Here is a 25543-nt window from a genome sequence, read left to right on the forward strand (position 1 = left end):
ATTAATGTTACTTCATCAACTCACTGGTTACTCAGCGATTAACTTACCTTTATACATTTTCATTTGGCAATGAAAGTCGTACTCACCTGCTTTAAGTGCAGGCAAAGTGATTTTATTATCTCCCATTGCAAGGCTTTCACTTACATCAAGCTGCGGGAACACCATAGTTTCGGCGCACGGTGCACTGTCTTTTCTATCAAATGTAAGTGTTACTTTTTTATTGGCCGCCACCTTTATATGACTTGGTTGATAAACGCCGTTATCTACCACTATGGTTTGCGTATTATCATTACTGTGTATTTGCTTTGGCTTATAAAGCCAAAACCAATAAATAATGGCCACTATTAATACTGCACCAAGTAAATTTATCATTAACATTATCGACTCCTTAGCGCTTATTGGGTTTATAAAAACGTAAGCGATTAGCATTGGTGACTACTGTCAGTGATGAAAGCGCCATAGCTGCGCCCGCCACTACTGGGTTTAGTAGTACACCAATAAACGGATACAACACACCGGCTGCAATAGGGATGCCCGCAACGTTATATATAAAGGCACCAAACAAGTTTTGTTTAATGTTTTTAATTGTTGCCCTGCTAATGGCAATAGCATCGGCAAGGCCATGAAGTGAGCCACGCATTAAAGTAATATCGGCGCTTTCTATGGCTACATCTGTACCTGTGCCAATTGCAAAACCGACATCTGCTTTAGCAAGCGCGGGGGCATCATTGATCCCATCACCCGTCATGCCTACAATCTCGCCTTGCTGCTGACGTTTAGTGACTTCGTTTACTTTATCCTCTGGCAACACTTCTGCGATAAAATCATCAATACCGACTTTTTTAGCCACAGCGTGTGCGGTCGCTTTATTATCGCCAGTGAGCATTACTAGATGAATACCTTCATTTTGCAGGCGCTTGATTGCCTGTACTGAGTCTTCTTTTAGCGGGTCCGCTACCGCAATTAAGGCCATTAGTTGATTATTACAGGCAAAGTACATCGGGGTTTTTGCATCATTTGCAAAGGTGTGTGCTTGCTCTGTGGCGTCATCAACTGCAATCTCGTATTTATCCATAAGCGCTTTATTGCCAAATAACAGTGTTTGCCCATTCACCGCTCCACTTACACCTTTACCGGTAATGGCATCAAAGTCGGTAACTTTACTCAAGGTTACATTTTGTTTTTGAGCGTACTGTGTAATCGCCTCCGCAAGTGGGTGCTCAGAGCTACTCTCGAGGCTTGCAACTAATTGCATTACGTTATTTTCATCTGCGTTATTAAACGTTACAACATCTGTTACCTGTGGTGCACCTTGGGTGATAGTGCCGGTTTTATCTAAAATCATGGTAGTAATTTTAGAGGTCGTTTGCAGTGACTCGCCATTGCGAATTAATATGCCAAACTCGGCGGCTTTACCTATTCCCACCATTACCGACATAGGCGTTGCTAAACCCAGCGCACATGGGCATGCAATAATCAGCACGGTGGTTAACGCTACCACTGCATAAGCAATTGAAGGAGCTGGGCCAAAATTCAACCATGCAAGGGCTGCTAGTATCGCAATTATCATTACTGTGGGCACAAAAATGCCCGATATAACATCGGCTAATCGCCCTATTGAAGGCTTAGAGTTTTGCGCGCGTTTTACCATATTAATGATATTGGCAAGGGTTGTTTCTTGCCCTATATGTGTGGCTTCAAATAATAATGTACCACTTTTATTAATGCTGCCAGCAACCACTTTATCGCCAGCTTGTTTACTCACTGGCATAGGCTCACCCGTGAGCATAGATTCATCTAATCTGCTGCTACCTTCGAGCACATCACCATCTACCGGGATTTTTTCGCCTGGGCGTACCCTTACATGGTCGCCCTTTTGCACATCACTAATGTCTATATCTTGCTCTGCGCCATCGCGTATTACACGGGCTGTTTTTGCTTGTAAGCCAATTAAACGCTTAATAGCCTGCGAAGTACGTCCACGCGCTTTCACTTCAAAAGCCAGGCCTAAACTAATTAACCCGATTATCATTGAAGAAGCTTCAAAATAAACGTGCCTTGCAACCTCAGGTAGTAAGCTAGGCGCAAGCACAACAAACATTGAATATAACCACGCAGTGCCCGTTCCCAAAGCAATAAGCGTATCCATGTTAGCCCCATGATTTTTAAATGACTGCCAAGCACCTTTATAAAATTGCTTACCTGCTACAGCCATAACGACAAACGTGATAATACCGACCACACCCCATGCAATTCGCTGGTTAGTGGTTGTCACGCTCATATCAAAAATAAGCCCATAAATCATAAGCGGTACGCCCACACCTAAAGCCAGCATCATGTTGCGCATTAGCTTTTTGTAATGTGCCTCGTCTGACTTGGCTTTTTCATCAAGCGCATCTTGCTCTGATGTGTTATCCATAGGTTTTGCGCCGTAACCTATATTTTCAACGGCGCTAATTAATGTGCTTTGCTGCGCGCTGCCCTCTACTCGTACGGTGCGATCTGCAAAGTTCATTTCGACATTGTTTGCGCCTTGCACACTATTGAGGGCTTTTTCTATTTTGGCTACACAACTGCCACAATTAGCACCTTCAATAATAAAGTTTTGCTCTGTTGTTTTACTGCTACTCATTGCACATCTCCGCTTTTATTTGGCTCAACAAGTGGGTCAACAAACGTCTCTATTAAGCTACACACATCACTTGCAACAGCGCCGTCTGCCGATGTTTCCCACTGTTTTAACGCCGCTTGCATACGCACTCGTAATTTAAGGGTTTCTTGAAACAAGGCTTCGGTTTCTTCTAAACGTTTTGCAATAATTTGCCGTGTAAGGGGGCATGGGCAATGCCCTTGTTCTGACTCGCCAATGATATGCTGTATATCTTTTAGGGAAAACCCGAGCTTTCGGGCGCTTATAATAAACTGTAAACGTTGGCGGTCTGCTTTTGTATATTGTTGATAGCCATTACTTTGGCTACGTATGGGCGATAAAAGGCCTATTCGTGTGTAATGACGAACTGTATCAGGCGTTACACCCATTAACTTCGCTAATTGCTTAACATACATAATTTAGCCCCCTTAGATTTTAGAGCTCAATTGTAAACCTATGTGTGACACACAGGTCAATAGAGGGGAGTATTAAAGCATAATTTAAATTTACTGGAGCTGATAAAATAAAAGCGCGCTAATGAGCGCGCTTAAAAAGAGGCAGAGAGATTAATTTTCTTGTTGGCGAGAGGCTTTTAGCTCTTCACTTAGCTCACCGGCTATTTGCTGAATTTTTGGCATTGCATCCTGCACTAAGCTTTGCGACATTTGCATAGACTCTTGCATTACTACAGGCATTTTTTGAAGAATTTTTTGCCCTGTTTCAGTTTTATAAAACGCCAGCATGTCGGCAATTTCTTGTTCGTTAAAATGTTTGTCGTAAACGTTAACCATCATCGGCTGCATTTTTTTCCAGCTCATTTCGGTTTTAAGTACGTTGGTCATATCTGCATAGTATTTATCAAAAATAGCTTGCTCAGAGGGCTTAACACCCATTTGTGCAGACATATTTTTCATCATGCCTTCAACTTGCCCGTACATAGAGTCAACCATAGCATCCATGTTCATCACGTTTATCAGCTCATCTATTTTTTGCTGCTTAGTTGCCTCGTCAGCCAATACGCTGCCAGAAAATATAAGTAACGAAAGTAATAGTGCCTTAGCCATTGTCATATCCTTAAATATAAAAAGTAAGACCATACTCACATGATTAATATCAATCCGCAATAATACTTACTCATTTTACGGGGCTAAACGGGTAGCTACTTACGTTAAAAAATGCTCATTCAGAACAACTAAATAGCTAATTTTTTACTAAATTATCAACACGTTTTACCAGCCTCAGAATAAATTACTTAATTATGCGAACGGGTATAAAATAGTTTGTACATGTGTAAACCCATACTAAAAAGGCCAAATAAAACATGTTTATTTGGCCTTTTTATCAGTGCACTGGGGCTAATCGTCTTCTACGTTATCGAGCCCTTTTGTGCCTTCTTTTGCTTTAAGCTTATGATGAATCGCTGATTTTATTAACATATACCCACTAATAGGGGCAGTAATTAATAAAAACACGGTAATTAAAATCTCTTTTACGCTTATGGTGTGCACCGACGTTGCAAAAAACACCATTGCAGCAATTAATATGCTGGCCATACCCAATGTTGTTGCTTTAGTTGGGCCGTGTAAGCGCATGTAAAAATCAGGTAATTTAATTAAGCCCAGCGACCCTATTAAAATAAATAGCCCACCAAAAAGTAGTAATATTGATACAACCCACTCGCTTATCATTATAATATCCTATTCAATTAAGTCGCCGCGTAGTAAATACTTACATACTGCAACAGTACTTATAAAGCCAAGCATCGCGATTAATAACGCGGCTTCAAAGTACAAACCAGTGCCCATACTAATGCTGTATAAAATAATTAACGCGATAACATTAATGTACATAGTATCTAGGGCTAAAACTCTATCAGGCACTGAGGGGCCTATAATTAATCGCCATAGGTTTAACAGTAACGATAAACCAATCATGGCAAATACAATAAGTAATACAGTATCTAACATTGAAATATCTCCTTTAGGGGAGCTTCGTAGCGCTGTTTAATTTGTTTAATAAGTGCCTCTTCATCTTTTAAATCAAGCACATGTATAAGTAAATAGCGCTGTTTAGGCTTTTCGCCTTCATCTAGTGACTCAGGAATAGGATATACCTCGGCACTTACTGTACCAGGTGTAAGAGATACACAACTGGCAAGAATAGTAATGGGCATATCGTGTATTAAATCTATAGGCACTTTAACAAAAGCAGGACGTAACTTTTTAGCTGGACCAATGATTAATAAGGCTACCTGTAAATTAGCAACCACTATATCATAAAGTACAATGAGCAATTGTTTTAGTGCCAAACCTGGTTTTAGTATTAAAGGTTGCGGATCACGTAATGAAACACTTAATAGCGGAATAAATATCGCAAAAAACGTAGCTAATACTATATGCCCTGCGGATACACTATTATTAAGCAACAACCAAATTAAAAATAAAAACAAACTACGAAACGGCGTTGGCAACCAACGATAACGGGCTTGTAACCTCATTACTCACCTCCCTTCATAACTGCATTAATGCCACCACTTATGTCATGCAATTGCGTAGCAGCACTAACCATGTATTCACTTATTGGTCCGCCAAAAACAACTAACAAAGGTGAGCACGCAAGTAGCCCTACAATTATCATCACTTGTAATGGGGGAGCATTTTCGCCCTCGGCGCTTTCTGTTTTATTGCCTTTTCTTTCCCAAAACAGACTTGTACCAGCACGAGAAAGTGCAACTAATAAAACAAAACTAGCAATTAAATAGACAGGCCAAAATAGTAAGGCTTGCTCGCTATTTAAGGTTGTTTTGAGGATCCAAACTTTTCCAACAAACCCCGATAGCGGCGGCATACCTACTACGGTTAATGCAGCAATTACAAAGCATGCTCCTAATAAGTAAGGTTGGTTTACGGCTCGTCCGGCAACCAGTCTATCCCCTACTTTGCCCCTTTGTGTGGCAATTAAATCAGCTAATAAAAATAGTGCAGCGCTGACTAATGTGGAGTGTACTAAATAATAAAGCAGTGCAGCTGTTGCGGTTACGTTTTGCAGTGCAATTAGAGCGACTAACGTGCCCACTGATACAACAACTAAATTTGCCGTTAACTTACGTAAATCTTGCGCAGCCATTACGCCAATTGCACCAACCACTATAGTAGCAATGGCTAAGCCCCATAACCACGATTGCGCCATATGTTCAAGCTCACCGGCTTGCTCACCAAAAATAACGGTATAAACGCGCAGCATGGCGTATACACCCACCTTGGTCATAATAGCAAATAAAGCGGCAACCACAGGCTTTGCACTGGCATAAGTATTTGGTAGCCACAAGTGCAAAGGGAGCAATGCGGCTTTTAAAGCAAATACAACTAACAGCAGTAAGCCGCCGGCCTTCGCCAAATAGACATCATCGCCAGTCAACAGGGCTACTTTTTGCGTCATATCAGCGATGTTTAATGTACCCAGTACGCCGTATAAAATACCTAAACCAATTAAAAATACGCTCGAGCCAACCAAATTTAATATTACATATTGGAGCGCTGCACGGGTATTTTGTTTATCTCCGGCATGCATAAGTAGTGAGTATGAGGCAATCAACAACACCTCAAAAAATACAAATACATTAAATAAGTCACCCGTTAAAAATGCCCCATTAACACCTAATATTAAAAAATGAACTAATGGATGAAAAAAGTTTCCTTTTGCATCATCGCCGGCACAGCCATATAAAATGACTCCCATTCCTAAAAAGGATGTAAGTGCAACCAATAAAGTAGAAAGCATATCGGCAACAAGCACTATGCCAAAAGGAGCAGACCAATTACCAATAGCGTATACATTGATACCACTGTTACATATATGGATTAACAGCAATGCACTAACAACAAATGTGATCACCGCCATAATTGATGAGGCAATACGGCGAATACGTAAACTTTTACCACAGGGTGGCAAAAGCAATATTACCGCTGCCAACATAGGTAATAAAATAGGCAAAGAGGTTAAATGTTGAATCATTTTTGCTCCTTGCTATCGGCTGCGCTTTTGATGATTTGCCCATCAACATGATCGCTCCCTAAATCGGCTCTACCACGTATAGCCAAAATAACCACAAACGCAGTCATTGCAAATCCTATCACTATTGCAGTAAGCACTAGTGCTTGAGGTAAAGGGTCGGCATATTCAGCCCCTGTACCAAGTACAACCGCTTTATTTATGGTTAAGCGTCCCGCAGAAAACAAAAACAAGTTAACGGCATAGGAAATCATAGTAAGGCCAAGCACTACCGGAAACGTACGGGCCCTTAGCAGTAAAAACACACCACAACTAACTAATACACCAACGCAAGATGCGTACAATAGCTCCATTAAATATTTACCTCTTTTTTCTGGGTATCTGCTGTCATGTTGCCAAGGCTTGCTAATATCATTAACGTGGCTCCAACCACTGTTAAATAAACGCCTAAATCAAACACAATTGCGCTTGCAAGTTCTGTTTTGCCAATAAATGGGATATCGAAATAATCAAACCACGTAGTTAAAAACGGCCGTTCAAAGAACCAGCTACCGACTCCAGTAAACAAGGCAATACCGATACCTGATGCAATAATTTTCCGGTAGTTGACTGCAAAGCGCTCGCTTATCCAAGCTGAGCCATGAGCCATATACTGCAATATAAAGGCAATTGATGTTACTAACCCTGCAATAAAGCCACCGCCAGGTAAGTTATGACCACGTAAGAAAATATAAGCCGATACTAATAGTGCAAGCGGTAATAAGCTATGCGAAATACTGGCAAGTAGTATAGGGTGTCGCTCGCGTGCCCATGGGCGCCCTTCACCATCACTTGCTGGCATGAACAATGGAATACGAGAAAGCACTTTAAATATACCCAACGCTGCAATACCCAATACGGTTATTTCGCCTAGGGTGTCAAAGCCCCTAAAATCAACCAAAATAACGTTTACTACATTGGTACCGCCACCTCCTGTTTTGGCATTGGCTATGAAAAAATCTGATATCGATTCGAGTGGGCGTGTAAGTAATGCATAACATATACTTGCCACCACAACACCTAATGTTGAGGCTATCCCTAAATCTCTGAGTACTCGTAACGAACTAGACTCTTTAGGCGTATGTTGTGGTAAGAAAAACAACGCCAACATTAATAAAATAACGGTTGCTACTTCTACCGTTAATTGCGTAAGCGCTAAGTCGGGCGCAGAAAAACGCGTAAACGCCACCGACACCATGAGTCCTACAATAGAAATCATTAGTAACGCAACTACGCGTGAGCGATGCCAAATAACGGTAGCAAAAGCACCTATAATCAGTAGGCCTGCACCTATTGCGTTATGCACATCAACCGGAATACGCGGCATACTTCCCGCTAATTGTTGCATTTCAAATAATGGCCAACCGGCACATAACAATACCACCGCCAGCATTACAAAAATGTAGCGTTGTAATGAGCCGTTTTCGATAGTGTTTACCCTGCTTTGGCACCAATTAATAACCTTAAGCACAATTAGCTCAAAGGTTTTTTTAGCATTAAGTGGCGGTAATGATGCTTGAAATTGAAATAGGTATTTACGATTTATATAAATAAACAAACCACCCACTACCGCCATGGCGCTCATTAATAGCGGTAAGTTAAAACCATGCCATATAGCCAGTTCGTACTCTGGTACCTTTTGACCAAGTACAGCCAAAGACGCAGCAGATAAAATGCCATCGACTGAAAAATGCGGGAACAAACCAACCAGCACACACAGCACAACCAATACTTCAATAGGGAGTCGCATATAACGCGGAGCCTCATGCGGCTGGCGTGGTAAATCAATTGGTTCGCCATTAAAAAATACATCGTGAATAAAACGCGACGAATAAGCCACCGATAACGCCCCTGCAATAGTGGCTAACACCGGGATTAACCACGACATAGAGCCAAGCACTTGCTGATGTAAGGTTTCGGCAAAAAACATTTCTTTAGATAAAAAGCCGTTAAGCAATGGCACACCCGCCATTGAAGCAGCCGCAACCATGGCAAGTGTGGCCGTATACGGTAAATACCGCCACATACCATTAAGCTTACGCATATCACGAGTGCCGGTTTCATGGTCAATTATACCTGCTGCCATAAATAGCGAGGCTTTAAACGTGGCGTGATTAATAATATGGAATATTGCCGCCACAGTAGAGAGCTCAGTATCTAGGCCCAATAACAGGGTAATTAACCCTAAATGGCTAATGGTTGAGTACGCTAACAGGCCCTTTAAATCGTGTTTAAATAAGGCGATATAAGCGCCAAATAAAAGCGTTGTTAAACCGGTTAAACCAACCAGTAAAAACCAAGTATCTGTACCTGAAAGTACTGGGTGAAAACGCGCTAATAAAAATATACCTGCTTTTACCATAGTCGCAGAGTGTAAATACGCGCTAACAGGGGTTGGGGCTGCCATAGCGTGAGGTAGCCAAAAATGAAATGGAAACTGTGCCGATTTAGTAAATGCACCTAGCAAAACTAATACCAGTGCTGTTTCGTATAAATCATGTGATTGAACAATTGCCTTGCTAGCTAAAATTACATCTAGGTCGTAACTGCCAACGATATCGGCCACTAACATTAAACCTGCCAGCAATGCTAAGCCACCAGCACCGGTAACAGCTAGCGCCATGCGAGCGCCCTTTCGTGCTTCTGTTTTATGCCACCAATAGCTAATTAATAAAAACGAGCTAATGCTGGTCAGTTCCCAAAACAGCCAAAGCTGAATAACATTGTTAGACATAACAATGCCCAGCATTGCGGTCATAAACAGCAATAAGTAACTATACAGCTTAGCTAAGGAGTCGTTTTTACTCAGATAATAACGTGCGTAGGTAATTACCAGTATGCCTATGCCTAAAATCATAAACATAAACAGTAAGCTCAAGCCATCAAGACGAAATGATAAGTCCAGTCCAACAGCGGGGATCCACGTTACAGCATAACGAATCGTTTCACCTGCTAAAATAGCGGGGGTGTGGTATAGCGTAATACCTAATGCTGCTAAAGGGGCAAGTACAGTGACAGCTGCAGCTTGCGTACGGGATAGTTTGCCGGTGCATGAAGAAATAACACTGCCAATTAAGGATAACAAAGGTATCCAGAGCAAAGTCATAATGTAGGGCCTTTTATAATCATAAGTTTATCCTTACGTTTTATACATCACGAAAAGATGCTTTTACTGTCTGTTTTTAAACGACATTAATACGTACAGTTATACTTATAAACGGCCATTTTGTCTATAGATAGCAAGCCTAATCGATTTAAATTTAATCAAGCTGAGCGGTTTTAGCAGCATTGATTTGATCAACCCACAAAGCCCTGTACCGCTTTGATAAACCTAGTTGTTGATACTGCATAATTGACCATTGCTTAGTTGGCTTATATGCCACGCCGCCTTGCTGGCAACTTAAGCTTTTGTGCCATCCATTTGGCGCAGCCTCACCTTGCGAAATATATAAATTTGGGGCTACGTATCCTTGGCGTTTACACAACCAGCGCTGTTTAGAAATAGGCAGCGTATATTCATCTTCAAAACCACTAAAGTGCATGAGCTCATGCAAAAATACATTATAGTTTGCTTGGGTACTTAGCTGCATTTTTTTACCTGTTACATTGGCGCTGCCGCTCGTACCCATAATTACAGTGTAGTCATAGCCGTTAGTAGACTGCGCTTTTAAGTGCGCGTTTTGCCATAGGCAATTAGCCATGCCCGAGGTGGTAGCGCAGTCAATTGTGCCCCCAGCGTAAACCGGTTTACTTAAGCAATACGCCCCGCTTTGCGGCTCAGGTTTTTTATTATACTGCGCGGCAAAACTTGATAACTTAAACAAGGCTTCTCTATTTACACCTAATAGCAGCACATTGTAACTACAGCTATTGTTAATTGGCGGGCGTGTATTTAACGCTGCAAAACCAAGTTGATGTAAAAAGGAAGGCGAAACTTGCTCATAGTCACTCCCTTTGTGCAGCGCTAGATGGTTAAATGCCGCGCCTCTAGGCAGTAAGTTTTGGGCTAACAATAGTTGAAGATCATTCCAGCGCCCTTGCTTTAAAAGAGCATCCGCGAGTTGTTGGCGCTTGTTGTGCCCAACATGCTCAATACTTTGTAGCCAAAATAACTTTGCTTGCTCGTTTTTGCTTGCATTAATCAGCTTTAAAGAATAATTGTACTGAGCTGATGGGATATTTTTACGCGCTAAAAAGCCTAAGGTCAGCTCGGGAAGATGTGCAATATTATTTGAAAAGTAACGGGGAAATTGCCAATAACTTTGCAGCGGATTAGCCTGCGCGTGAAGTACATGCCAAAAGCTAATGCTGCTTAACTGGTTGCTAGAGCCTGCAATAAGCAGGCTAAATAGCAAACCAATCAGATAACACGGGTATTTAACTAGCGTCTGCACCAGCCATAAGCTCAAGCTCTAAACGTGCATATTTGTATTCAATAAACTCATGCACATTAGTGGATAATGCCAACCTAAAGTAATCAGCAGCTAAAAACTGCTCTCCGGCTGCTTGGTGCATTTTGGCTAAATAAAAGTACGCCTCGCACAAGCGCTGTGCGTATTCTTGCTCTGACTTAACGCCCTCGCTAATACCCGATAAAAACGTATGCTCACTCATATCGCCGGTATAAAGCGAAATTAACTGATATGCCCATTGCGATTCATCAAGGGCTGCAGCATTTGTTTTAAGAGCCGCTAATGCTTGTTGTTTATCCTCTTGTGACTGTGCAAGGTAAAGCCATAACACACGATAAGGATCGTTTGGTGAACGCGCTAAAAACTCATCAAAGTCACTTTGCGCCAGGTTTGCTCTTTCACCATAATACAGTGCAATGCCACGGTTTAAATAAGCGTATTCATGCTCTTCATTAAGCTCAAGGGCTGAGTCAAAAAACTCATACGCTTTTTCGTATTGCTGCATTAAAGTGTGCTGAATACCTAAAAAGTTATACACCTCGGCTAAATCAGGCTTTAGTTTTATAGCGCGGTTAAAATCAATGCGCGATAACGTGGTCATTCCTAAGCTATCAAATAATACCCCACGGTCATAATAAAGCTTAGCTTGTTGCTCAGTACTTAAATCGGCTCTATTTAATAGCTCAGAGTAACGTGCAATCGCAATTTCACTTCTAAAGTCAGATGCAAGGGGTGCAGTAAAAGGCACATTAACAATCGGCGTAGGTTTTGATTCAGTCGTGGTTTGGCAAGCGCTTAAAGACAAAATAGCAAAAGATGCCAAAGCTAAATGTTTGAGTATCATTAAAATCCTTAATACCAAGATATATCGCAATAAAAATAAGACAGACCTTGTCTAATAAGGTTTCATTAAAGCATAAAAAAAGGGGCTAAACAGCCCCTTTTTTATTATCCCGCGTATATTAACGGGTTAAAGTTTAGCAATTATGCGTCTTTTGACTCATCAGCTGCAGGTGCTGCTGATTCCATTGCTTCTTTAATGCTTAGACGTACACGGCCTTGGCGGTCTACTTCTAGTACTTTAACTTTGACTTCTTGACCTTCACTTAAGTGGTCAGTTACGTTGTTAACACGCTCTGTGCTGATTTGAGAAATATGCACTAGGCCATCTTTACCAGGAAGAATGTTTACAAACGCACCAAAGTCAACAATACGTACAACTTTACCAGTGTAGATAGTACCCACTTCTAGTTCTGCTGTTAATTGCTCAATACGTGTAATTGCGTTTTGCGCGCTTTCACCGTCTGTTGCAGCAATCTTAATTGTACCGTCGTCTTCAATTTCAATTGTTGTGCCTGTCTCTTCAGTAAGTTGACGGATTGTAGCGCCACCTTTACCAATTACTTCAGCAATCTTCTTAGCAGGAATTTGCATAGTGTAGATGCGAGGAGCAAACATTGATAATTCTTCAGAAGGAGCAGAAATCGCTTCATCCATCACACCTAAAATGTGTAAACGTGCAGCTTTTGCTTGTTTAAGCGCAATTTGCATGATTTCTTGTGTGATACCTTCAATCTTGATATCCATTTGTAATGCAGTGATACCGTTAGTAGTACCTGCTACTTTAAAGTCCATGTCACCTAAGTGATCTTCATCACCTAAGATATCTGAAAGAACAACAAACTTCTCACCTTCTTTCACAAGACCCATCGCGATACCCGCAACAGATGCTTTAATTGGTACACCCGCGTTCATAAGTGCTAGTGACGTACCACAAACAGATGCCATTGAAGACGAACCGTTAGATTCAGTGATTTCAGATACAACACGAATTGAGTAAGGGAACTCAGTAAGTGTAGGCATTACAGCAGAAATACCACGCTTAGCTAGGTTACCGTGACCAATTTCACGACGCTTAGGAGAACCTACAAAACCAGTTTCACCTACACAGAATGGAGGGAAGTTGTAGTTAAGCATAAAGTGGTTTTTGTGAGTACCCGTTAAATCATCGATTAACTGTGAATCACGTTCTGTACCAAGTGTAGCTGTAACTAATGCTTGAGTTTCACCACGAGTAAAGATTGCAGAGCCGTGAGTACGTGGTAATACGCCTGTCATTACGTCTAGTGCACGGATCATGTCTGGTTCGCGACCATCGATACGTTTTTCACCAGCAGTGATGCGGCCACGTACAATTTTCTTCTCTAAAGAACCAAATACTTTACCTACTTCTTGCTTATCAAGTGTTTCATCTTCAGCAAGCTCGCTTGTAAGCGCTTCAATTACAGCGTCTTTTGCTGCAGTTAATGCTTCTTTACGCGCTACTTTATCGGTAATACGGTAAGCTTCACCTACTTTATCAGCAGCAAGTTCAGCTACTTTTTCTTCAAGCGATACGTTTTTCTCAGGTGCAGACCAATCCCATGTAGGCTTGCCCGCTTCTGCTTTAAATTCGTTAATTGCGTTGATAATAGCTTGAGATTGCTCATGGCCGTATACAACCGCACCTAGCATTACGTCTTCAGCTAGTACGTCAGCTTCTGATTCAACCATTAGTACTGCGTTATCAGTACCCGCTACAACTAAATCAAGTTGGCTTTCTTCAAGCTCTTTTAGTGTTGGGTTAAGTACGTACTCACCGTTGATGTAACCAACGCGTGACGCACCAATTGGGCCGCTAAATGGGATACCAGAGATAGCAAGTGCTGCTGATGTACCAATCATCGCAACCATATCTGGTTGGATTTCAGGGTTTACAGATACAACGGTTGCAATAACTTGTACTTCGTTTACGAAACCATTTGGGAAAAGTGGACGAATTGGACGGTCAATAAGACGTGCAATAAGTGTTTCGCCATCGTTAGGACGACCTTCACGCTTTAAGAAACCACCCGGGATACGACCCGCAGCGTACATACGCTCTTGGTAGTTAACTGTTAGTGGGAAAAAGTCTTGACCAGGTTGAGCTTCACGCTTACCAACGACAGTAACTAATACTGACGTGTCGCCGATGCTTGCTAATACTGCGCCGTCTGCTTGACGTGCGATTGCACCTGTCTCTAGGGTAACTGTGTGTTGACCTAGTTGAAATTCTTTAATAATTGCTTGCACTTAAAATATTCCTTAAATGTTTTTATATTTCATTAATAAGTGTCATTAAAAGGGCCAATTACAGTACATAATTGTATTCAGTTGGAAATCAATTAAGTACTACAATTGGCAAAATTTTTAATGACTGCAGATAACCTATTTATCTACGCGCATAGTATATACCAAAGCGACGTAAAATTGCGAGCCTACCCAAAGATAAAACGTAATCGCTTTTGCCACATTATTTTTTAATTGTTTTATCGCAAAGCGTTTAATTAAGCGTGTAATTTTTAGCTATGAAAAACCTTTAGATAGCTAGGTGAATAATTCGCTATTAAATTGTTCTTAAAGATAATTTTAACGCAGTTGTTGCAAGCGTTGCCTACCCTTAATTGTTAAGTGCTAGCACAAGGTTGGTGTTATTTATATTAAAGGGAGGTTAAGTTAACGATGGGGTGTGAAGCGTTAAATTTAGGCACAAAAAAAGGAGCTATAAAGCTCCTTTTCTCGTAATCAAGTTCTTAGCGACGTAGGCCAAGCTCTTGGATTAACGCAGTATAACGCGAGATATCTTTACCTTTAAGGTAATCAAGCAATTTACGGCGAGTACTTACTTTACGAAGCAGACCACGACGTGAGTGGAAGTCATGCTTGTGGTCAGCAAAGTGACCTTGAAGCTTGTTGATATCAAAAGTAAGTAAAGCTACTTGTACTTCAGGTGAACCAGTGTCGCCTTCAGCACGTGCAAATTTAGCAATGATATCGATTTTTTCTTGATTGCTTAGTGACATAATAACTCCAAAAGTTAAATTTAATAGGTGCTTTAGCCGATCACTAATTCAGCCAAAACGATTAAGCGGGCGTATTCTACCAACTATGAGAATAACTACAAGTTAAAGTTTACTCGGGTTGCTGATTAGACAAGCCACGCTTTGATTTTAAATGCCCGTCAGGGTTGCGCTCACCGGTGCCAATAAACACACCATCAGCAAGAACTTTAATTGCCCCTTCGGGTAAATCAGTGCCTAGTACTACTGCTTGGCCATGGCTAAACGAAACACCCTGCTCTTTGCTAATTTCTACAACGGGTAAATCAACCAATGCACTATCCATTGGCAATAGTAATTCATCAAGGTATGTAGAAGGGGCAACCTCTTCTTCTTTAGCCTTAGCTAACAAGGTTTCAAGGTGCTCAAGCGATACCATTTTATCTTTAGGGTAATGGCCAACCGCTGAGCGATGCAGCATAATAACATGTGCGCCACAGCCTAGGTTTTCACCTAAATCATCAACAATAGTACGAATGTAGGTCCCTTTAGATACATGGGCGGTCATTTGTACTTCGTTATTTGCTTCATCAAACTCATCAAGCGTTAAGCTAAACACGTTTATTTTTCGGCATTTACGCGGTACTTCAATGCCTTCACGCGCGTATTTATATAAAGGCTTACCTTCATATTTAAGCGCTGAGTACATTGATGGATACTGATCTGACTCGCCTAAAAACTTTTCAATTTCTGCAGCTAACTGTTCAGTGGTAACGTTTACATCACGGGTTTCAACCACTTCGCCATCTGAATCAGAGGTCGTTGTGCGCTCACCTAGCTTTGCTCTTACCACATAGGTTTTATCTGTATCGAGCAAAAATTGGGTAAACTTGGTCGCTTCACCAAAGCAAATAGGTAACATGCCAGTGGCCAGTGGGTCTAGCGCACCGGTATGGCCAGCTTTTTGGGCAAAATAAATACCTTTAGCTTGCTGTAGGGCTTTGTTCGATGAAATGCCTTGAGGTTTGTTTAACAACAAAATACCATCAATCGGACGGCCTTTACTGCGTCTTGCCATTAGTCTTTAGTGCCTTCTTCGCTATCAGTTTCATCATCAACATGTTTAGCGTTATCTTCGCGAATAACCGAGTCCACTAAGTTAGAGATACGCATCCCTTCCATTAGTGAGTTATCTACTACAAATTTAAGCTCAGGCATTATACGAGCACGAATACGCTTACCCAGTAACGAGCGGATATAGCCCGTTGCTTCGTTAAGTATTTTTGCGCTTTCTTTTGCTTTGTTTTCATCTTCGGTATTAAACACCGTAATAAAAACTTTTGCGTAAGATAAATCGCGCGATACTTCTACCGCAGACACTGTCACCATGCCTAAGCGCGGATCTTTAATTTCGCGTTGTAAAATTACAGCAATTTCTTTTTGAATTTGCTGAGCAACACGATCAGTGCGAGAAAATTCTCTCATGATTGTTTTCCTAAAATCATAACTTACTGAATTAAAATAATAAGTTAATTAAATAATGGATACAGAAATGGGGGCAAAGCCCCCATTTACAATCTTAGTTTACGAGCAATTAAAGTGTACGTTGTACTTCAACTGTTTCGAATACTTCGATTTGGTCACCAACGCGAACATCGTTGTAGTTCTTAACGCCGATACCACATTCCATGCCGTTACGAACATCTTGAACGTCATCTTTAAAGCGACGTAGTGACTCAAGCTCACCTTCGTAAATAACCACGTTATCACGTAGTACACGAATAGGTGCGCTGCGTTTAATAGTACCTTCAGTAACCATACAACCAGCAATTGCGCCAATTTTTGGAGACTTAAACACGTCACGTACTTCAGCAAGACCAATAATCTCTTGCTTAAACTCAGGAGCAAGCATACCAGACATGGCTTGCTTAACTTCTTCGATTAGCGCGTAGATTACGCTGTAGTAGCGAAGGTCTAAGTTTTCAGTATCAATCACTTTACGTGCAGATGCATCAGCACGAACGTTGAAGCCAACTACGATTGCGTTAGATGCAGCAGCAAGTGTTGCATCAGTTTCGGTGATACCACCTACGCCAGAACCAACAATCTTCACTTTTACTTCATCAGTAGAAAGCTTAGTTAGTGAGTCTGAAATTGCTTCGATTGAACCTTGAACGTCTGCTTTAAGTACCACGTTAACTTCTGATACATCGCCTTCAGCCATGTTAGTAAACATGTTTTCAAGCTTCGCTTTTTGCTGACGAGCCAATTTAACGTCGCGGAATTTACCTTGACGGTATAAAGCAACTTCACGCGCTTTACGCTCATCTTTAACAACAGTCGCTTCATCACCTGCAGCCGGAATACCAGATAGACCTAAAATCTCAACAGGAATAGAAGGACCCGCTGATTTAATGTCTTTACCGTTTTCGTCTTTCATTGCACGAACACGGCCGTATTCAAGACCACACAGTACGATATCACCTTGGTTAAGGGTACCTGATTGAACTAAGATAGAAGCAACCGGACCACGTCCTTTATCAAGACGAGATTCAATTACAACACCTGCTGCCATGCCTTCTGATGGAGCACGAAGCTCTAAAAGCTCAGATTGCATAAGAACAGCTTCAAGTAAGTCATCAATACCTAAGCCTGTTTTAGCTGAGATATGAACGTACTGCGTATCGCCGCCCCAATCTTCAGGGATAACGTCTAACTGAGCTAGCTCGTTTTTAACGCGATCTGGATCTGCGCCTTCTTTATCCATTTTGTTTACAGCAATGATTAAAGGAACGCCAGCTGCGCGAGCATGCTGTACCGCTTCTTTAGTTTGTGGCATTACACCATCGTCAGCTGCAACCACTAGGATTACGATATCTGTCGCTTTAGCACCACGTGCACGCATTGATGTAAACGCGGCGTGACCTGGTGTATCTAAGAAAGTGATCATGTTGCCGTTAGTTTCAACGTGGTATGCACCAATGTGCTGTGTAATACCACCGGCTTCGCCTGATGCAACTTTAGCTGAACGAATGTAATCAAGCGTTGATGTTTTACCATGGTCAACGTGACCCATTACAGTTACTACTGGCGCACGCGGCTCAGACTTACCATCTTCATGACGGTCATTTAGTACTGTTTGCTCTAATTCGTTTTCTTTAACGATGATAACTTTGTGACCCATTTCTTCAGCAACAAGTTGTGCTGTTTCTTGGTCAATCACTTGGTTAATGGTAACCATGTCACCCATTTTCATCATTGTTTTAACAACTTCAGCGCCTTTAACAGCCATGCGCGATGCAAGCTCAGCTACTGTAATTGTTTCGCTAATACGCACTTCATTTTTAACATCGGCAGTTGGTTTTTGGAAACCATGTTGCAATGATGTAGGTGCTTTTAGCTTGCCTTTACGGCCTTTAGCGCCTGCAAATTTATCTTTTGCTGGGGCTTTTTTCTTTTTCTTCGCGCGGCGTGAACCTTGCTCATCACGTGCATCGGCAACATCTTCTGCCTCACGTGCATAAGTAGAAGTCGTAAGATGGTGATCCGCGGTTTCTTCGCGTTTCTTACGTTCTTCTTCTTCTTTTTTCCAGCGAGCTTCATTTTCTTCAGCTAGCTTTCTTGCCTCTTCTGCTTGACGTTTCGCTTCTTCTTCAGCTTTCTTCAATGCGGCCTCTTCTGCTTCTTTCTGCAGACGCTCAGCTTCGATGCGATCTTTCTCAGACTTAGCACTTTGCTCTGGGGTCATCTGCTGTTGTTTAGCTTTACGCTCTGCATCTGCTTTGCGTTTAGCTTCTTCTTTGGCTTTACGATCAGCGTCTTCTTTTGCTTTACGTTCTGCCTCTTGTTTCGCTTTTAATTCAGCGGCTTCTTGTGCAGCTTTTTGCTGCTCTTCGATACGCGCTTTTTCTTCAGCGGCTAGACGTTGCTGTTCTTGCTCTTGCTCCATTGCGCTCTTTTTCACGTAAGTACGTGTTTTGCGAACTTCAACTTGAACAGCTTTTGCCTTACCCGTAGAGCCCGTTACACTTAACGTGCTTTTGCTCTTACGTTGTAAAGTCATACGTGCTGGGCCATCTGAACCAGTACCACCGTGCGATTTGCTTAAGTGATCAAGTAACTGTGCTTTTTCAGCTTCAGTTACATTATCACCTGCTTTTTTAGTGATACCCGCTTGTGAAAATTGCTGAAGCAATTTATCAACAGTTGTACCTATATCGCCGGCTAGTTTTTCAACATTTACTTCTGCCATAGTGTGTAATACCTCCGTTAATAAATTACTCGTCTGCGAACCAACAAATATTACGTGCAGCCATAATTAGCTCACCTGCTTTTTCAGGTGTTAGCTCTGTAATATCTACCAATTCATCAATACCTTGCTCAGCTAAGTCTTCAAGTGTAATTACACCCTTGCTTGCCATAACAAATGCTAGATGACGCTCTAAGCCTTCAAGCGCAAGTAAGTCTTCAGCAGGCTCTACACCTTCTAAGCTTTCTTCCGTTTTAAGCGCTTTAGTGGTTAATGCATCTTTTGCACGTGAGCGCAGTAAATCAACCGTTTCTTCATCTAGGCCGTCGATTTCTAAAAACTCAGAAGCTGGCACATACGCTACTTCTTCAAGTGTTGAGAAACCTTCGTTGATAAGTAATGATGCAAATTCATCATCAATATCTAAGTTTTCAGTAAATAAGTTAATTAACTTATCGGACTCTGCTTCGTTTTTAGCGCGCATGTCTTCAACAGTCATTACGTTTAGTTCCCAGCCAGTTAATTGGCTTGCTAAACGAACATTTTGACCATTGCGACCAATTGCTTGTGCTAGGTTATCAGCTTCTACAGCGATATCCATTGAATGAGTGTCTTCATCCATTACGATTGAAGCTACTTCAGCCGGTGCCATTGCGTTAATAACAAACTGCGCTGGGTTGTCATCGTAAAGTACGATATCAACACGCTCGCCACCAAGTTCTGATGATACAGCTTGAACACGTGCACCACGCATACCAACACACGCACCTACTGGGTCAATACGCTTGTCGTTAGATTTAACGGCGATTTTAGCGCGTGAACCCGGATCGCGTGCTGCAGCACGAAGCTCAATCATTTCTTCGCCAATCTCTGGCACCTCAATGCGGAATAATTCCATCAGCATTTCTGGTTTTGAACGCGTTACAAATAACTGTGCGCCGCGAGCTTCAGGTTTAACTTCGTAAAGAAGACCACGGATACGATCTCCTGGACGGAAGTTTTCACGTGGCAGCATATCGTCACGGTAAATAACCGCTTCTGCGTTGTTACCTAAATCAAGTACGATTGCATCACGTGTTGCTTTTTTAACGACACCTGTTACTAGCTCGCCTTCTTGATCTTTATAAGCTTCTACAACTAAAGCGCGCTCAGCTTCACGTACTTTTTGTACGATAACTTGCTTTGCCATTTGTGTAGTTATGCGGTCGAATTTGATAGATTCAATCTGTTCTTCAACATAATCACCCAGTTGCAAGTCAGGTTCTTCAACTTGAGCTGCTTCTAATGTGATTTCGCTGTAAGGGTTTTCTAAAGAACCATCTTCTTGAACTTCTGCAATCTGCCAACGACGGAACGTGTCGTAATCACCGGTTTTACGGTCGATTGATACACGTACTTCAATTTCGCCATCGTGTTTTTTCTTTGTCGCTGTTGCTAGAGCGAACTCTAACGCTTCAAAAATCTTTTCTTTTGGAACCGCTTTCTCATTGGAAACGGCTTCAGCAACCAATAATATCTCTTTTGCCATGGGTAATGCCTCGCTTGCCCTATTCCTTCGCACTCGAATTAAAACTTTGCGATGATGTTCGCACGTTCGATATTGCTAAGCATGATTAAGTGCTCTTCGCCATCGCTTTTAAGTGTGATCATATCACTGCTAACTGCTACTAAGTCGCCTTTAAAATTACGGCGACCGTCTTGTGGAAGCTTAGTACGCACGCGTACTTCCTCTCCTTGCGCCTTCTCGTAATGATCTTGTTTGAATAATGGACGATCAACACCAGGAGACGATACTTCCAAATCATATTCGTTTGTAATTGGGTCTTCGACGTCTAAAATCGCACTAATTTGGCGACTCGCATCCGCACAATTATCAACAGATATTCCATCCTCATGGTCAATATAAACCCTTAAGGTAGAATGGCGGCCTGCTTGTACAAACTCAAGACCATGTAATTCAAAGCCTAACATTTCTACTGCAGGCGTAAGCATGGTTAATAAATCTTGCTCAAGTTTTGTCACGAAAATCCTCCATACAAACAAAAAAAGGGCTTATAGCCCTAAAATACTGAGTTTAAGTTTTGATTTAATGACAAAGCCATAAATCAATGGTGCAGATACAACAACGCCCCGAACCAAGCGGGGCGTCACACCAATAAAGCATAAAACTGTGTGGCCTCAGGCCAAGCTTGGCTGCGGGTCAATACACTGACCAAATTAAACTACATTAGCTTAAACGCAAAACGCGCATTACTTAGAATGCGCGATATAGAATTAGTAAGGATATACCTACTATAAAAATTGGTTGCGGGAGCCGGATTTGAACCGACGACCTTCGGGTTATGAGCCCGACGAGCTACCAGGCTGCTCCATCCCGCGCCAATAGATATTAAACCTAAAATTCAATATCGCTGTTAGTGGTTAATCAACCGCTAAACAATGGCGGCTATTATAAGGATATACGGGGTAATTAGCAACCATAATAACTAATAAGTTTGATAAAATCAGTGACCCCCCATTTTAAGCTTCACCAGTATGTACTATGATTATGCAGACGTTAAAATGGTAATCGTAACGTCACTAATATGTACGTAAAAAGCCATATATTCATAAATAAAATATCTAAAATTCATAAAACTGATACAATTTTGTGCTTTTTACGTTTAGATTACGTGCGATATTTGAGCAACGCACTATACTAAAAGCTCACCGATGTGGATAAAAATAAAAATTACAAAATTTAATGAGATTGCTAATGAATACTTATCAGCCACAGTTAATTAAAAGTTTGCATATAGTTAAGCCAAACTTTCATGCGTTTACCGCGCGCTTTCATGCAAAGCTTGAAGAGTCAAATATAACAATGCAGTACCCAAGTGCCGCTTATTTTAACGAAAAAAGTTATATTTTATATTGTGTTTTAGAACGTATAGTTAGGCATTTAGATAACCCATCTTCTGTTGCCCCATTTTTAACCTTTCACTTGCAATACTTAAAAAAGATGGGCGTTACACCAAAAGAAATATCGCTACTGTGCGATGCCTTTTACGATACCTTAAACGAGCACTTAGGGCGTTTATTCACCGCACAAACACAGTTTGCTTGGCAAAAAGCGCTTCGTTATTTTGAAAGTTTTGCTAATACAACTTTGTTTAACAAAACAAATGTTATTTCGCTTGAGCAAAAAATCACTCAACTTCGCACAAGTAAGCTTTAAGTAATACAAGCTTTAGCTTTTATGCACGTATGAGCAAACTACCTAGATCCACGTTGTCGCTTTTTACGTACAACTAAATTTAGGTGGTTTATGGCTCATTATAAAGTGTTGCGCCTAATTTTAGGTGATCAACTCAATGCTTCGCATTCGTGGTTTAAAGAAAAAGAGCCTGATACGCTTTATTTAATTGCCGAGTTAAAACAAGAAACCAATTACGTTAAGCACCATGTGCAAAAGTTATGTGCTTTTTTTTATGCGATGGAGCGTTTTGCTACAGCTTTACAAAGCGCGGATTACAGCACACTTCACCTTACCCTAGATGATACCCACCAAGACAAAACCTTACCTGATTTACTCACGCGCATAGCTAAACAGTATCGTTGCAGTGAAATACATTATCAATACCCTGATGAATTTCGTCTCAAAGCACAGCTAAGTAAATTTAAAAAAGAGTCTGGTTTTCTTGTTAAAGCCTATGACACTGAGCATTTTATGCTGCCATTTGAACGTATTAACGAGCGGTTTGAAAAAAACAAACATGTGACTATGGAGCACTTTTATCGCGCTATGCGCAAGCAATACACTATTCTTATGGATGGGAGTAGCCCGCAAGGAGGTCAATGGAACTTTGATAGTAATAACAGAAACAAATTTAAAAAAGCAGATTTAAACGCTATCCCCCCGCCAAAATTATTTAATAACGATGTAAGCTCTATCATTAGCAGACTTAAAAAACATAACGTAAATTACTTTGGTGAAATAAATCCTCAGCAGCTGCCATGGCCGCTCACTCGCAAACAAGCCAAAACGTGTTTAGAGTATTTTTGTATCCACCTACTAAAAAATTTCGGCCAGTTTCAAGATGCAATGACCGACCAAGTTACAAATAACCCCAGCTTGTACCATAGCCGTTTATCATTTGCTTTAAACGCCAAGTTAATCCACCCGCTGTACGTTATTAGGCGTGTAATTGACGAATTTAATGCTCATCCCGACACAATTTCGATTTCTCAAGTAGAGGGCTTTGTTAGGCAAATCCTAGGTTGGCGTGAATATGTTCGCTGTATATATTGGGCAAACATGCCCGACTATGCACAAAAAAACCAATTACAGGCTAACCAGTCGTTACCGGGGTACTTTTGGCAGGGTAATGTAAAAATGAACTGTTTAAGCCACGCATTAACGCAGAGCTTAGACACCGCATACGCTCATCATATTCAAAGATTAATGATCATTGGTAATTTTTGCTTATTAACAGGCATCGACCCTAATGAAGTCGACCAGTGGTATTTAGGGGTTTATATTGATGCCATTGAATGGGTTGAAATGCCTAACACCCGTGGCATGAGCCAATTTGCAGATGATGCTATTATCGCCACTAAACCCTATGCAGCCAGTGGTAATTACATCAATAAAATGAGCGATTACTGCAAAAACTGTCATTATGATGTTAAGCAAAAAGTAGGTGAGAAGGCGTGTCCTTACAACAGCTTATATTGGCAGTTTATGGATAAACACCGCGCATTACTTGAAAAAAACCCACGCATTGGCATGGTTTATAGAAACTGGGATAAACAAACACCTCAACTTCAACAGCAGACCTTAGCCCAAGCAAATTATTATTTAACGCATATAAACGAGTTATAAAAACGAAAAAGCCGCCTCAGTTGAGGCGGCTACAATCAGGGAAAATGTTTATTAGCGATTATTTACCTTCGATTAGGTTTCCACCGCCAATTTCAATTTTACGAGGTTTAAGTGCTTCTGGAATTTCGCGCTCTAGGTCAATGCTAAGCAGACCGTTGGCTAAATCGGCACCGAGTACTTTTACATGATCTCCAAGTTGAAACTTACGCTCAAAGTTACGTTCCGCAATACCTTGATGAATAAACTTGCGCTCTTCATTTTCATCTTTGTTTGGTTTAGTGCCTGCAACTTTTAAAGTGTTGTTCTCTGACTCAATGGTGAGTTCATTTTCACTAAAGCCAGCAACGGCCATAGTGATTCTGTATTTGTCTTTATCTAGTGCTTCGATATTGTAAGGAGGAAAGCTAGGCTGCTTGTCTGTACGAGCTGCCGCATCCATTAAAGATGCTAAATGATCAAAGCCGATGAATGAACGATAAAGTGGTGATAAGTCTACTGTACGCATAATAATATCCTCATATTTAAGCGATATAATGTTGTTACTTTTCGTTTGAACAAGTACAACATAATTAAATTAATAATATAAATTTCAATAACTTCTGTATTTTTTGGGACCCATCAGGCGTCCTCACTAAACTATTTATGGGCAGTAAAATAGTTTTCAAGTAATTAAATTAAAAAAAGTGAAAAAAAATAAAAAAGGGCACAAAAAAGTGCCCTCTTCGTATATTCATCAAATTACTCAATACACGTTACTTAATAAAAGTACCGCGAATTGGGTAGTCGTTTTCGCGTGAAAATTTAATACCGCCTAGCAGCTGTTTAAGGCTTGGGCGAACAAATGGACTATTTGATTTATCAAGCATCTGTACTTGGTTATCTTCGTTTAAAACAATAATACAAGGCTCAGAAAATGGGTGATCTGTTTCAGCATCACTGCGCGGTTCACTAATGTATAAGCCTAGATCAGTCATTTGCTCAATGGTTAAATTGTAATAAAGAGGGAAATTTACGTCTATTTTTTCAAGATGCTTTTTAAGCTGCTCTTCGCTATCGCCACTTACTGCTACAACTTCTACACCTGCGCTGGCAAAATCGTCATGCATTGTTGCAAGCTCGTTGAGTTGCTCGGTACATTTAGGGCAATGCTGGCCTCTGTACACCACTATCATTTTCCAAGGTTTGTCGCTTACGCGGTCAACTAAATTCACGTCATTGTTATCTAAATCGCTTACCACTAAAGGCTGCATTACACTCGCTGGCTGTAAATTAACGTTACTCATTATGATCTCCTTTTACTATTAAACTTAGGGTGTAGTAATAGAGCTTAGGGTATCTTTGTTTATTTCAACCATGAAAATGTAACTGAGAACGAAATGGCAGGCGACTCGCTTTTATTAAGTAGCCTTGTTTAATATGATTAGGAGAATTATAAGCTGTAAGCAGAATAATAAAATGTTA

General features: G+C 41.1%; 23 protein-coding genes and 1 tRNA gene. 2 read left to right on the forward strand and 22 right to left on the reverse strand.

Annotation, left to right across the window (positions count from 1 at the left end):
* Positions 1-27: 27 nt before the first annotated feature.
* The 20 genes from MTF68_RS10815 to MTF68_RS10910 form a co-directional block, all read right to left on the reverse strand.
* The gene (locus tag MTF68_RS10815) at positions 28-378 is read right to left on the reverse strand and encodes a cupredoxin domain-containing protein (protein ID WP_024033779.1); all 351 of its coding nucleotides are present in this window, start codon (positions 376-378) and stop codon (positions 28-30) included.
* A gap of 10 nt (positions 379-388) precedes the next feature.
* Positions 389-2632, reverse strand: coding sequence for a heavy metal translocating P-type ATPase (locus tag MTF68_RS10820; RefSeq protein ID WP_248462491.1), 2244 nt, complete (start codon positions 2630-2632; stop codon positions 389-391).
* Positions 2629-3066 (reverse strand): MerR family transcriptional regulator, encoded by a 438-nt coding sequence (locus MTF68_RS10825; RefSeq protein WP_055253052.1) that lies wholly within the window; start codon positions 3064-3066, stop codon positions 2629-2631. Before MTF68_RS10825 ends, MTF68_RS10820 begins: the two co-directional genes overlap by 4 nt.
* Positions 3067-3216: 150 nt before the next feature.
* A complete protein-coding gene (locus MTF68_RS10830) occupies positions 3217-3714 on the reverse strand; it encodes a DUF2059 domain-containing protein (RefSeq protein WP_054982209.1) in 498 nt (165 codons plus the stop codon).
* Between the two features lie 291 nt (positions 3715-4005).
* Positions 4006-4338: a Na+/H+ antiporter subunit G gene (locus MTF68_RS10835; RefSeq protein ID WP_004585897.1), complete on the reverse strand. Its 333-nt coding sequence runs from the start codon at positions 4336-4338 to the stop codon at positions 4006-4008.
* Positions 4339-4347: 9 nt separating this feature from the next.
* Positions 4348-4617 (reverse strand): K+/H+ antiporter subunit F, encoded by a 270-nt coding sequence (locus MTF68_RS10840; protein WP_004585896.1) that lies wholly within the window; start codon positions 4615-4617, stop codon positions 4348-4350.
* Entirely contained in the window at positions 4611-5147 is a 537-nt protein-coding gene (locus MTF68_RS10845; RefSeq protein ID WP_029772199.1) for a Na+/H+ antiporter subunit E, read from the reverse strand. The genes MTF68_RS10840 and MTF68_RS10845 overlap by 7 nt, the downstream gene beginning before the upstream one ends.
* Entirely contained in the window at positions 5147-6664 is a 1518-nt protein-coding gene (locus MTF68_RS10850) for a monovalent cation/H+ antiporter subunit D (RefSeq protein ID WP_248462493.1), read from the reverse strand. The genes MTF68_RS10845 and MTF68_RS10850 overlap by 1 nt, the downstream gene beginning before the upstream one ends.
* Positions 6661-7014, reverse strand: coding sequence for a Na+/H+ antiporter subunit C (locus tag MTF68_RS10855; protein ID WP_004585893.1), 354 nt, complete (start codon positions 7012-7014; stop codon positions 6661-6663). The genes MTF68_RS10850 and MTF68_RS10855 overlap by 4 nt, the downstream gene beginning before the upstream one ends.
* A complete protein-coding gene (locus tag MTF68_RS10860; RefSeq protein ID WP_024033786.1) occupies positions 7014-9806 on the reverse strand; it encodes a monovalent cation/H+ antiporter subunit A in 2793 nt (930 codons plus the stop codon). Before MTF68_RS10860 ends, MTF68_RS10855 begins: the two co-directional genes overlap by 1 nt.
* A gap of 154 nt (positions 9807-9960) precedes the next feature.
* A complete protein-coding gene (locus tag MTF68_RS10865; protein ID WP_248462494.1) occupies positions 9961-11094 on the reverse strand; it encodes a hypothetical protein in 1134 nt (377 codons plus the stop codon).
* On the reverse strand, positions 11078-11956 hold the full coding sequence (gene nlpI / locus MTF68_RS10870; protein WP_029773956.1) for a lipoprotein NlpI: 879 nt from the start codon (positions 11954-11956) through the stop codon (positions 11078-11080). Before nlpI ends, MTF68_RS10865 begins: the two co-directional genes overlap by 17 nt.
* A gap of 140 nt (positions 11957-12096) precedes the next feature.
* Positions 12097-14223 carry a polyribonucleotide nucleotidyltransferase gene (pnp, locus tag MTF68_RS10875; protein WP_024033789.1) on the reverse strand — a complete coding sequence of 709 codons (2127 nt, stop codon included), beginning with the start codon at positions 14221-14223 and terminating at the stop codon, positions 12097-12099.
* Between the two features lie 500 nt (positions 14224-14723).
* Entirely contained in the window at positions 14724-14993 is a 270-nt protein-coding gene (rpsO, locus tag MTF68_RS10880) for a 30S ribosomal protein S15 (protein ID WP_004585888.1), read from the reverse strand.
* A gap of 109 nt (positions 14994-15102) precedes the next feature.
* On the reverse strand, positions 15103-16047 hold the full coding sequence (truB, locus tag MTF68_RS10885; protein ID WP_054982205.1) for a tRNA pseudouridine(55) synthase TruB: 945 nt from the start codon (positions 16045-16047) through the stop codon (positions 15103-15105).
* The gene (rbfA, locus tag MTF68_RS10890; protein ID WP_004585886.1) at positions 16047-16454 is read right to left on the reverse strand and encodes a 30S ribosome-binding factor RbfA; all 408 of its coding nucleotides are present in this window, start codon (positions 16452-16454) and stop codon (positions 16047-16049) included. Before rbfA ends, truB begins: the two co-directional genes overlap by 1 nt.
* A gap of 109 nt (positions 16455-16563) precedes the next feature.
* Positions 16564-19221, reverse strand: coding sequence for a translation initiation factor IF-2 (infB, locus tag MTF68_RS10895; RefSeq protein WP_004585885.1), 2658 nt, complete (start codon positions 19219-19221; stop codon positions 16564-16566).
* A 25-nt stretch (positions 19222-19246) separates the two neighbouring features.
* Positions 19247-20746: a transcription termination factor NusA gene (gene nusA, locus MTF68_RS10900; protein ID WP_004585884.1), complete on the reverse strand. Its 1500-nt coding sequence runs from the start codon at positions 20744-20746 to the stop codon at positions 19247-19249.
* Between the two features lie 38 nt (positions 20747-20784).
* Positions 20785-21240 carry a ribosome maturation factor RimP gene (gene rimP, locus MTF68_RS10905; protein ID WP_004585883.1) on the reverse strand — a complete coding sequence of 152 codons (456 nt, stop codon included), beginning with the start codon at positions 21238-21240 and terminating at the stop codon, positions 20785-20787.
* Between the two features lie 280 nt (positions 21241-21520).
* A tRNA-Met gene (locus MTF68_RS10910) sits at positions 21521-21597 on the reverse strand.
* A 376-nt stretch (positions 21598-21973) separates the two neighbouring features.
* On the opposite strand from MTF68_RS10910, the gene MTF68_RS10915 reads away from it, so the two are divergent.
* Together MTF68_RS10915 and MTF68_RS10920 are read left to right on the forward strand one after the other, a co-directional pair.
* The gene (locus MTF68_RS10915; RefSeq protein ID WP_004585882.1) at positions 21974-22435 is read left to right on the forward strand and encodes a globin; all 462 of its coding nucleotides are present in this window, start codon (positions 21974-21976) and stop codon (positions 22433-22435) included.
* A gap of 90 nt (positions 22436-22525) precedes the next feature.
* Positions 22526-24082 carry a cryptochrome/photolyase family protein gene (locus tag MTF68_RS10920; RefSeq protein ID WP_248462496.1) on the forward strand — a complete coding sequence of 519 codons (1557 nt, stop codon included), beginning with the start codon at positions 22526-22528 and terminating at the stop codon, positions 24080-24082.
* Between the two features lie 58 nt (positions 24083-24140).
* Here MTF68_RS10920 and MTF68_RS10925 read toward each other — a convergent pair whose 3' ends face one another.
* Complete coding sequence (locus MTF68_RS10925; RefSeq protein WP_004585880.1) at positions 24141-24587, reverse strand: Hsp20 family protein; 447 nt, start codon at positions 24585-24587, stop codon at positions 24141-24143.
* A gap of 247 nt (positions 24588-24834) precedes the next feature.
* Complete coding sequence (locus MTF68_RS10930; RefSeq protein ID WP_248462498.1) at positions 24835-25365, reverse strand: peroxiredoxin-like family protein; 531 nt, start codon at positions 25363-25365, stop codon at positions 24835-24837.
* Positions 25366-25543: the final 178 nt, after the last annotated feature.

Source organism: Pseudoalteromonas sp. 2CM37A (assembly GCF_023161885.1).
GTDB lineage: Bacteria > Pseudomonadota > Gammaproteobacteria > Enterobacterales > Alteromonadaceae > Pseudoalteromonas > Pseudoalteromonas atlantica.

Coding starts and splice junctions, on each gene's coding strand:
- rpsO (WP_004585888.1), bottom strand. CDS start 14,993: ATGTCACTAAGCAATCAAGAAAAAATCGATATCATTGCTAAATTTGCA.
- MTF68_RS10840 (WP_004585896.1), bottom strand. CDS start 4,617: ATGTTAGATACTGTATTACTTATTGTATTTGCCATGATTGGTTTATCG.
- MTF68_RS10835 (WP_004585897.1), bottom strand. CDS start 4,338: ATGATAAGCGAGTGGGTTGTATCAATATTACTACTTTTTGGTGGGCTA.
- MTF68_RS10845 (WP_029772199.1), bottom strand. CDS start 5,147: ATGAGGTTACAAGCCCGTTATCGTTGGTTGCCAACGCCGTTTCGTAGT.
- MTF68_RS10920 (WP_248462496.1), top strand. CDS start 22,526: ATGGCTCATTATAAAGTGTTGCGCCTAATTTTAGGTGATCAACTCAAT.
- infB (WP_004585885.1), bottom strand. CDS start 19,221: ATGGCAGAAGTAAATGTTGAAAAACTAGCCGGCGATATAGGTACAACT.
- MTF68_RS10930 (WP_248462498.1), bottom strand. CDS start 25,365: ATGAGTAACGTTAATTTACAGCCAGCGAGTGTAATGCAGCCTTTAGTG.
- MTF68_RS10815 (WP_024033779.1), bottom strand. CDS start 378: ATGTTAATGATAAATTTACTTGGTGCAGTATTAATAGTGGCCATTATT.
- nusA (WP_004585884.1), bottom strand. CDS start 20,746: ATGGCAAAAGAGATATTATTGGTTGCTGAAGCCGTTTCCAATGAGAAA.
- MTF68_RS10925 (WP_004585880.1), bottom strand. CDS start 24,587: ATGCGTACAGTAGACTTATCACCACTTTATCGTTCATTCATCGGCTTT.
- truB (WP_054982205.1), bottom strand. CDS start 16,047: ATGGCAAGACGCAGTAAAGGCCGTCCGATTGATGGTATTTTGTTGTTA.
- MTF68_RS10915 (WP_004585882.1), top strand. CDS start 21,974: ATGAATACTTATCAGCCACAGTTAATTAAAAGTTTGCATATAGTTAAG.
- MTF68_RS10820 (WP_248462491.1), bottom strand. CDS start 2,632: ATGAGTAGCAGTAAAACAACAGAGCAAAACTTTATTATTGAAGGTGCT.
- MTF68_RS10855 (WP_004585893.1), bottom strand. CDS start 7,014: ATGGAGCTATTGTACGCATCTTGCGTTGGTGTATTAGTTAGTTGTGGT.
- MTF68_RS10860 (WP_024033786.1), bottom strand. CDS start 9,806: ATGACTTTGCTCTGGATACCTTTGTTATCCTTAATTGGCAGTGTTATT.
- MTF68_RS10830 (WP_054982209.1), bottom strand. CDS start 3,714: ATGGCTAAGGCACTATTACTTTCGTTACTTATATTTTCTGGCAGCGTA.
- nlpI (WP_029773956.1), bottom strand. CDS start 11,956: ATGATACTCAAACATTTAGCTTTGGCATCTTTTGCTATTTTGTCTTTA.
- MTF68_RS10825 (WP_055253052.1), bottom strand. CDS start 3,066: ATGTATGTTAAGCAATTAGCGAAGTTAATGGGTGTAACGCCTGATACA.
- MTF68_RS10850 (WP_248462493.1), bottom strand. CDS start 6,664: ATGATTCAACATTTAACCTCTTTGCCTATTTTATTACCTATGTTGGCA.
- rbfA (WP_004585886.1), bottom strand. CDS start 16,454: ATGAGAGAATTTTCTCGCACTGATCGTGTTGCTCAGCAAATTCAAAAA.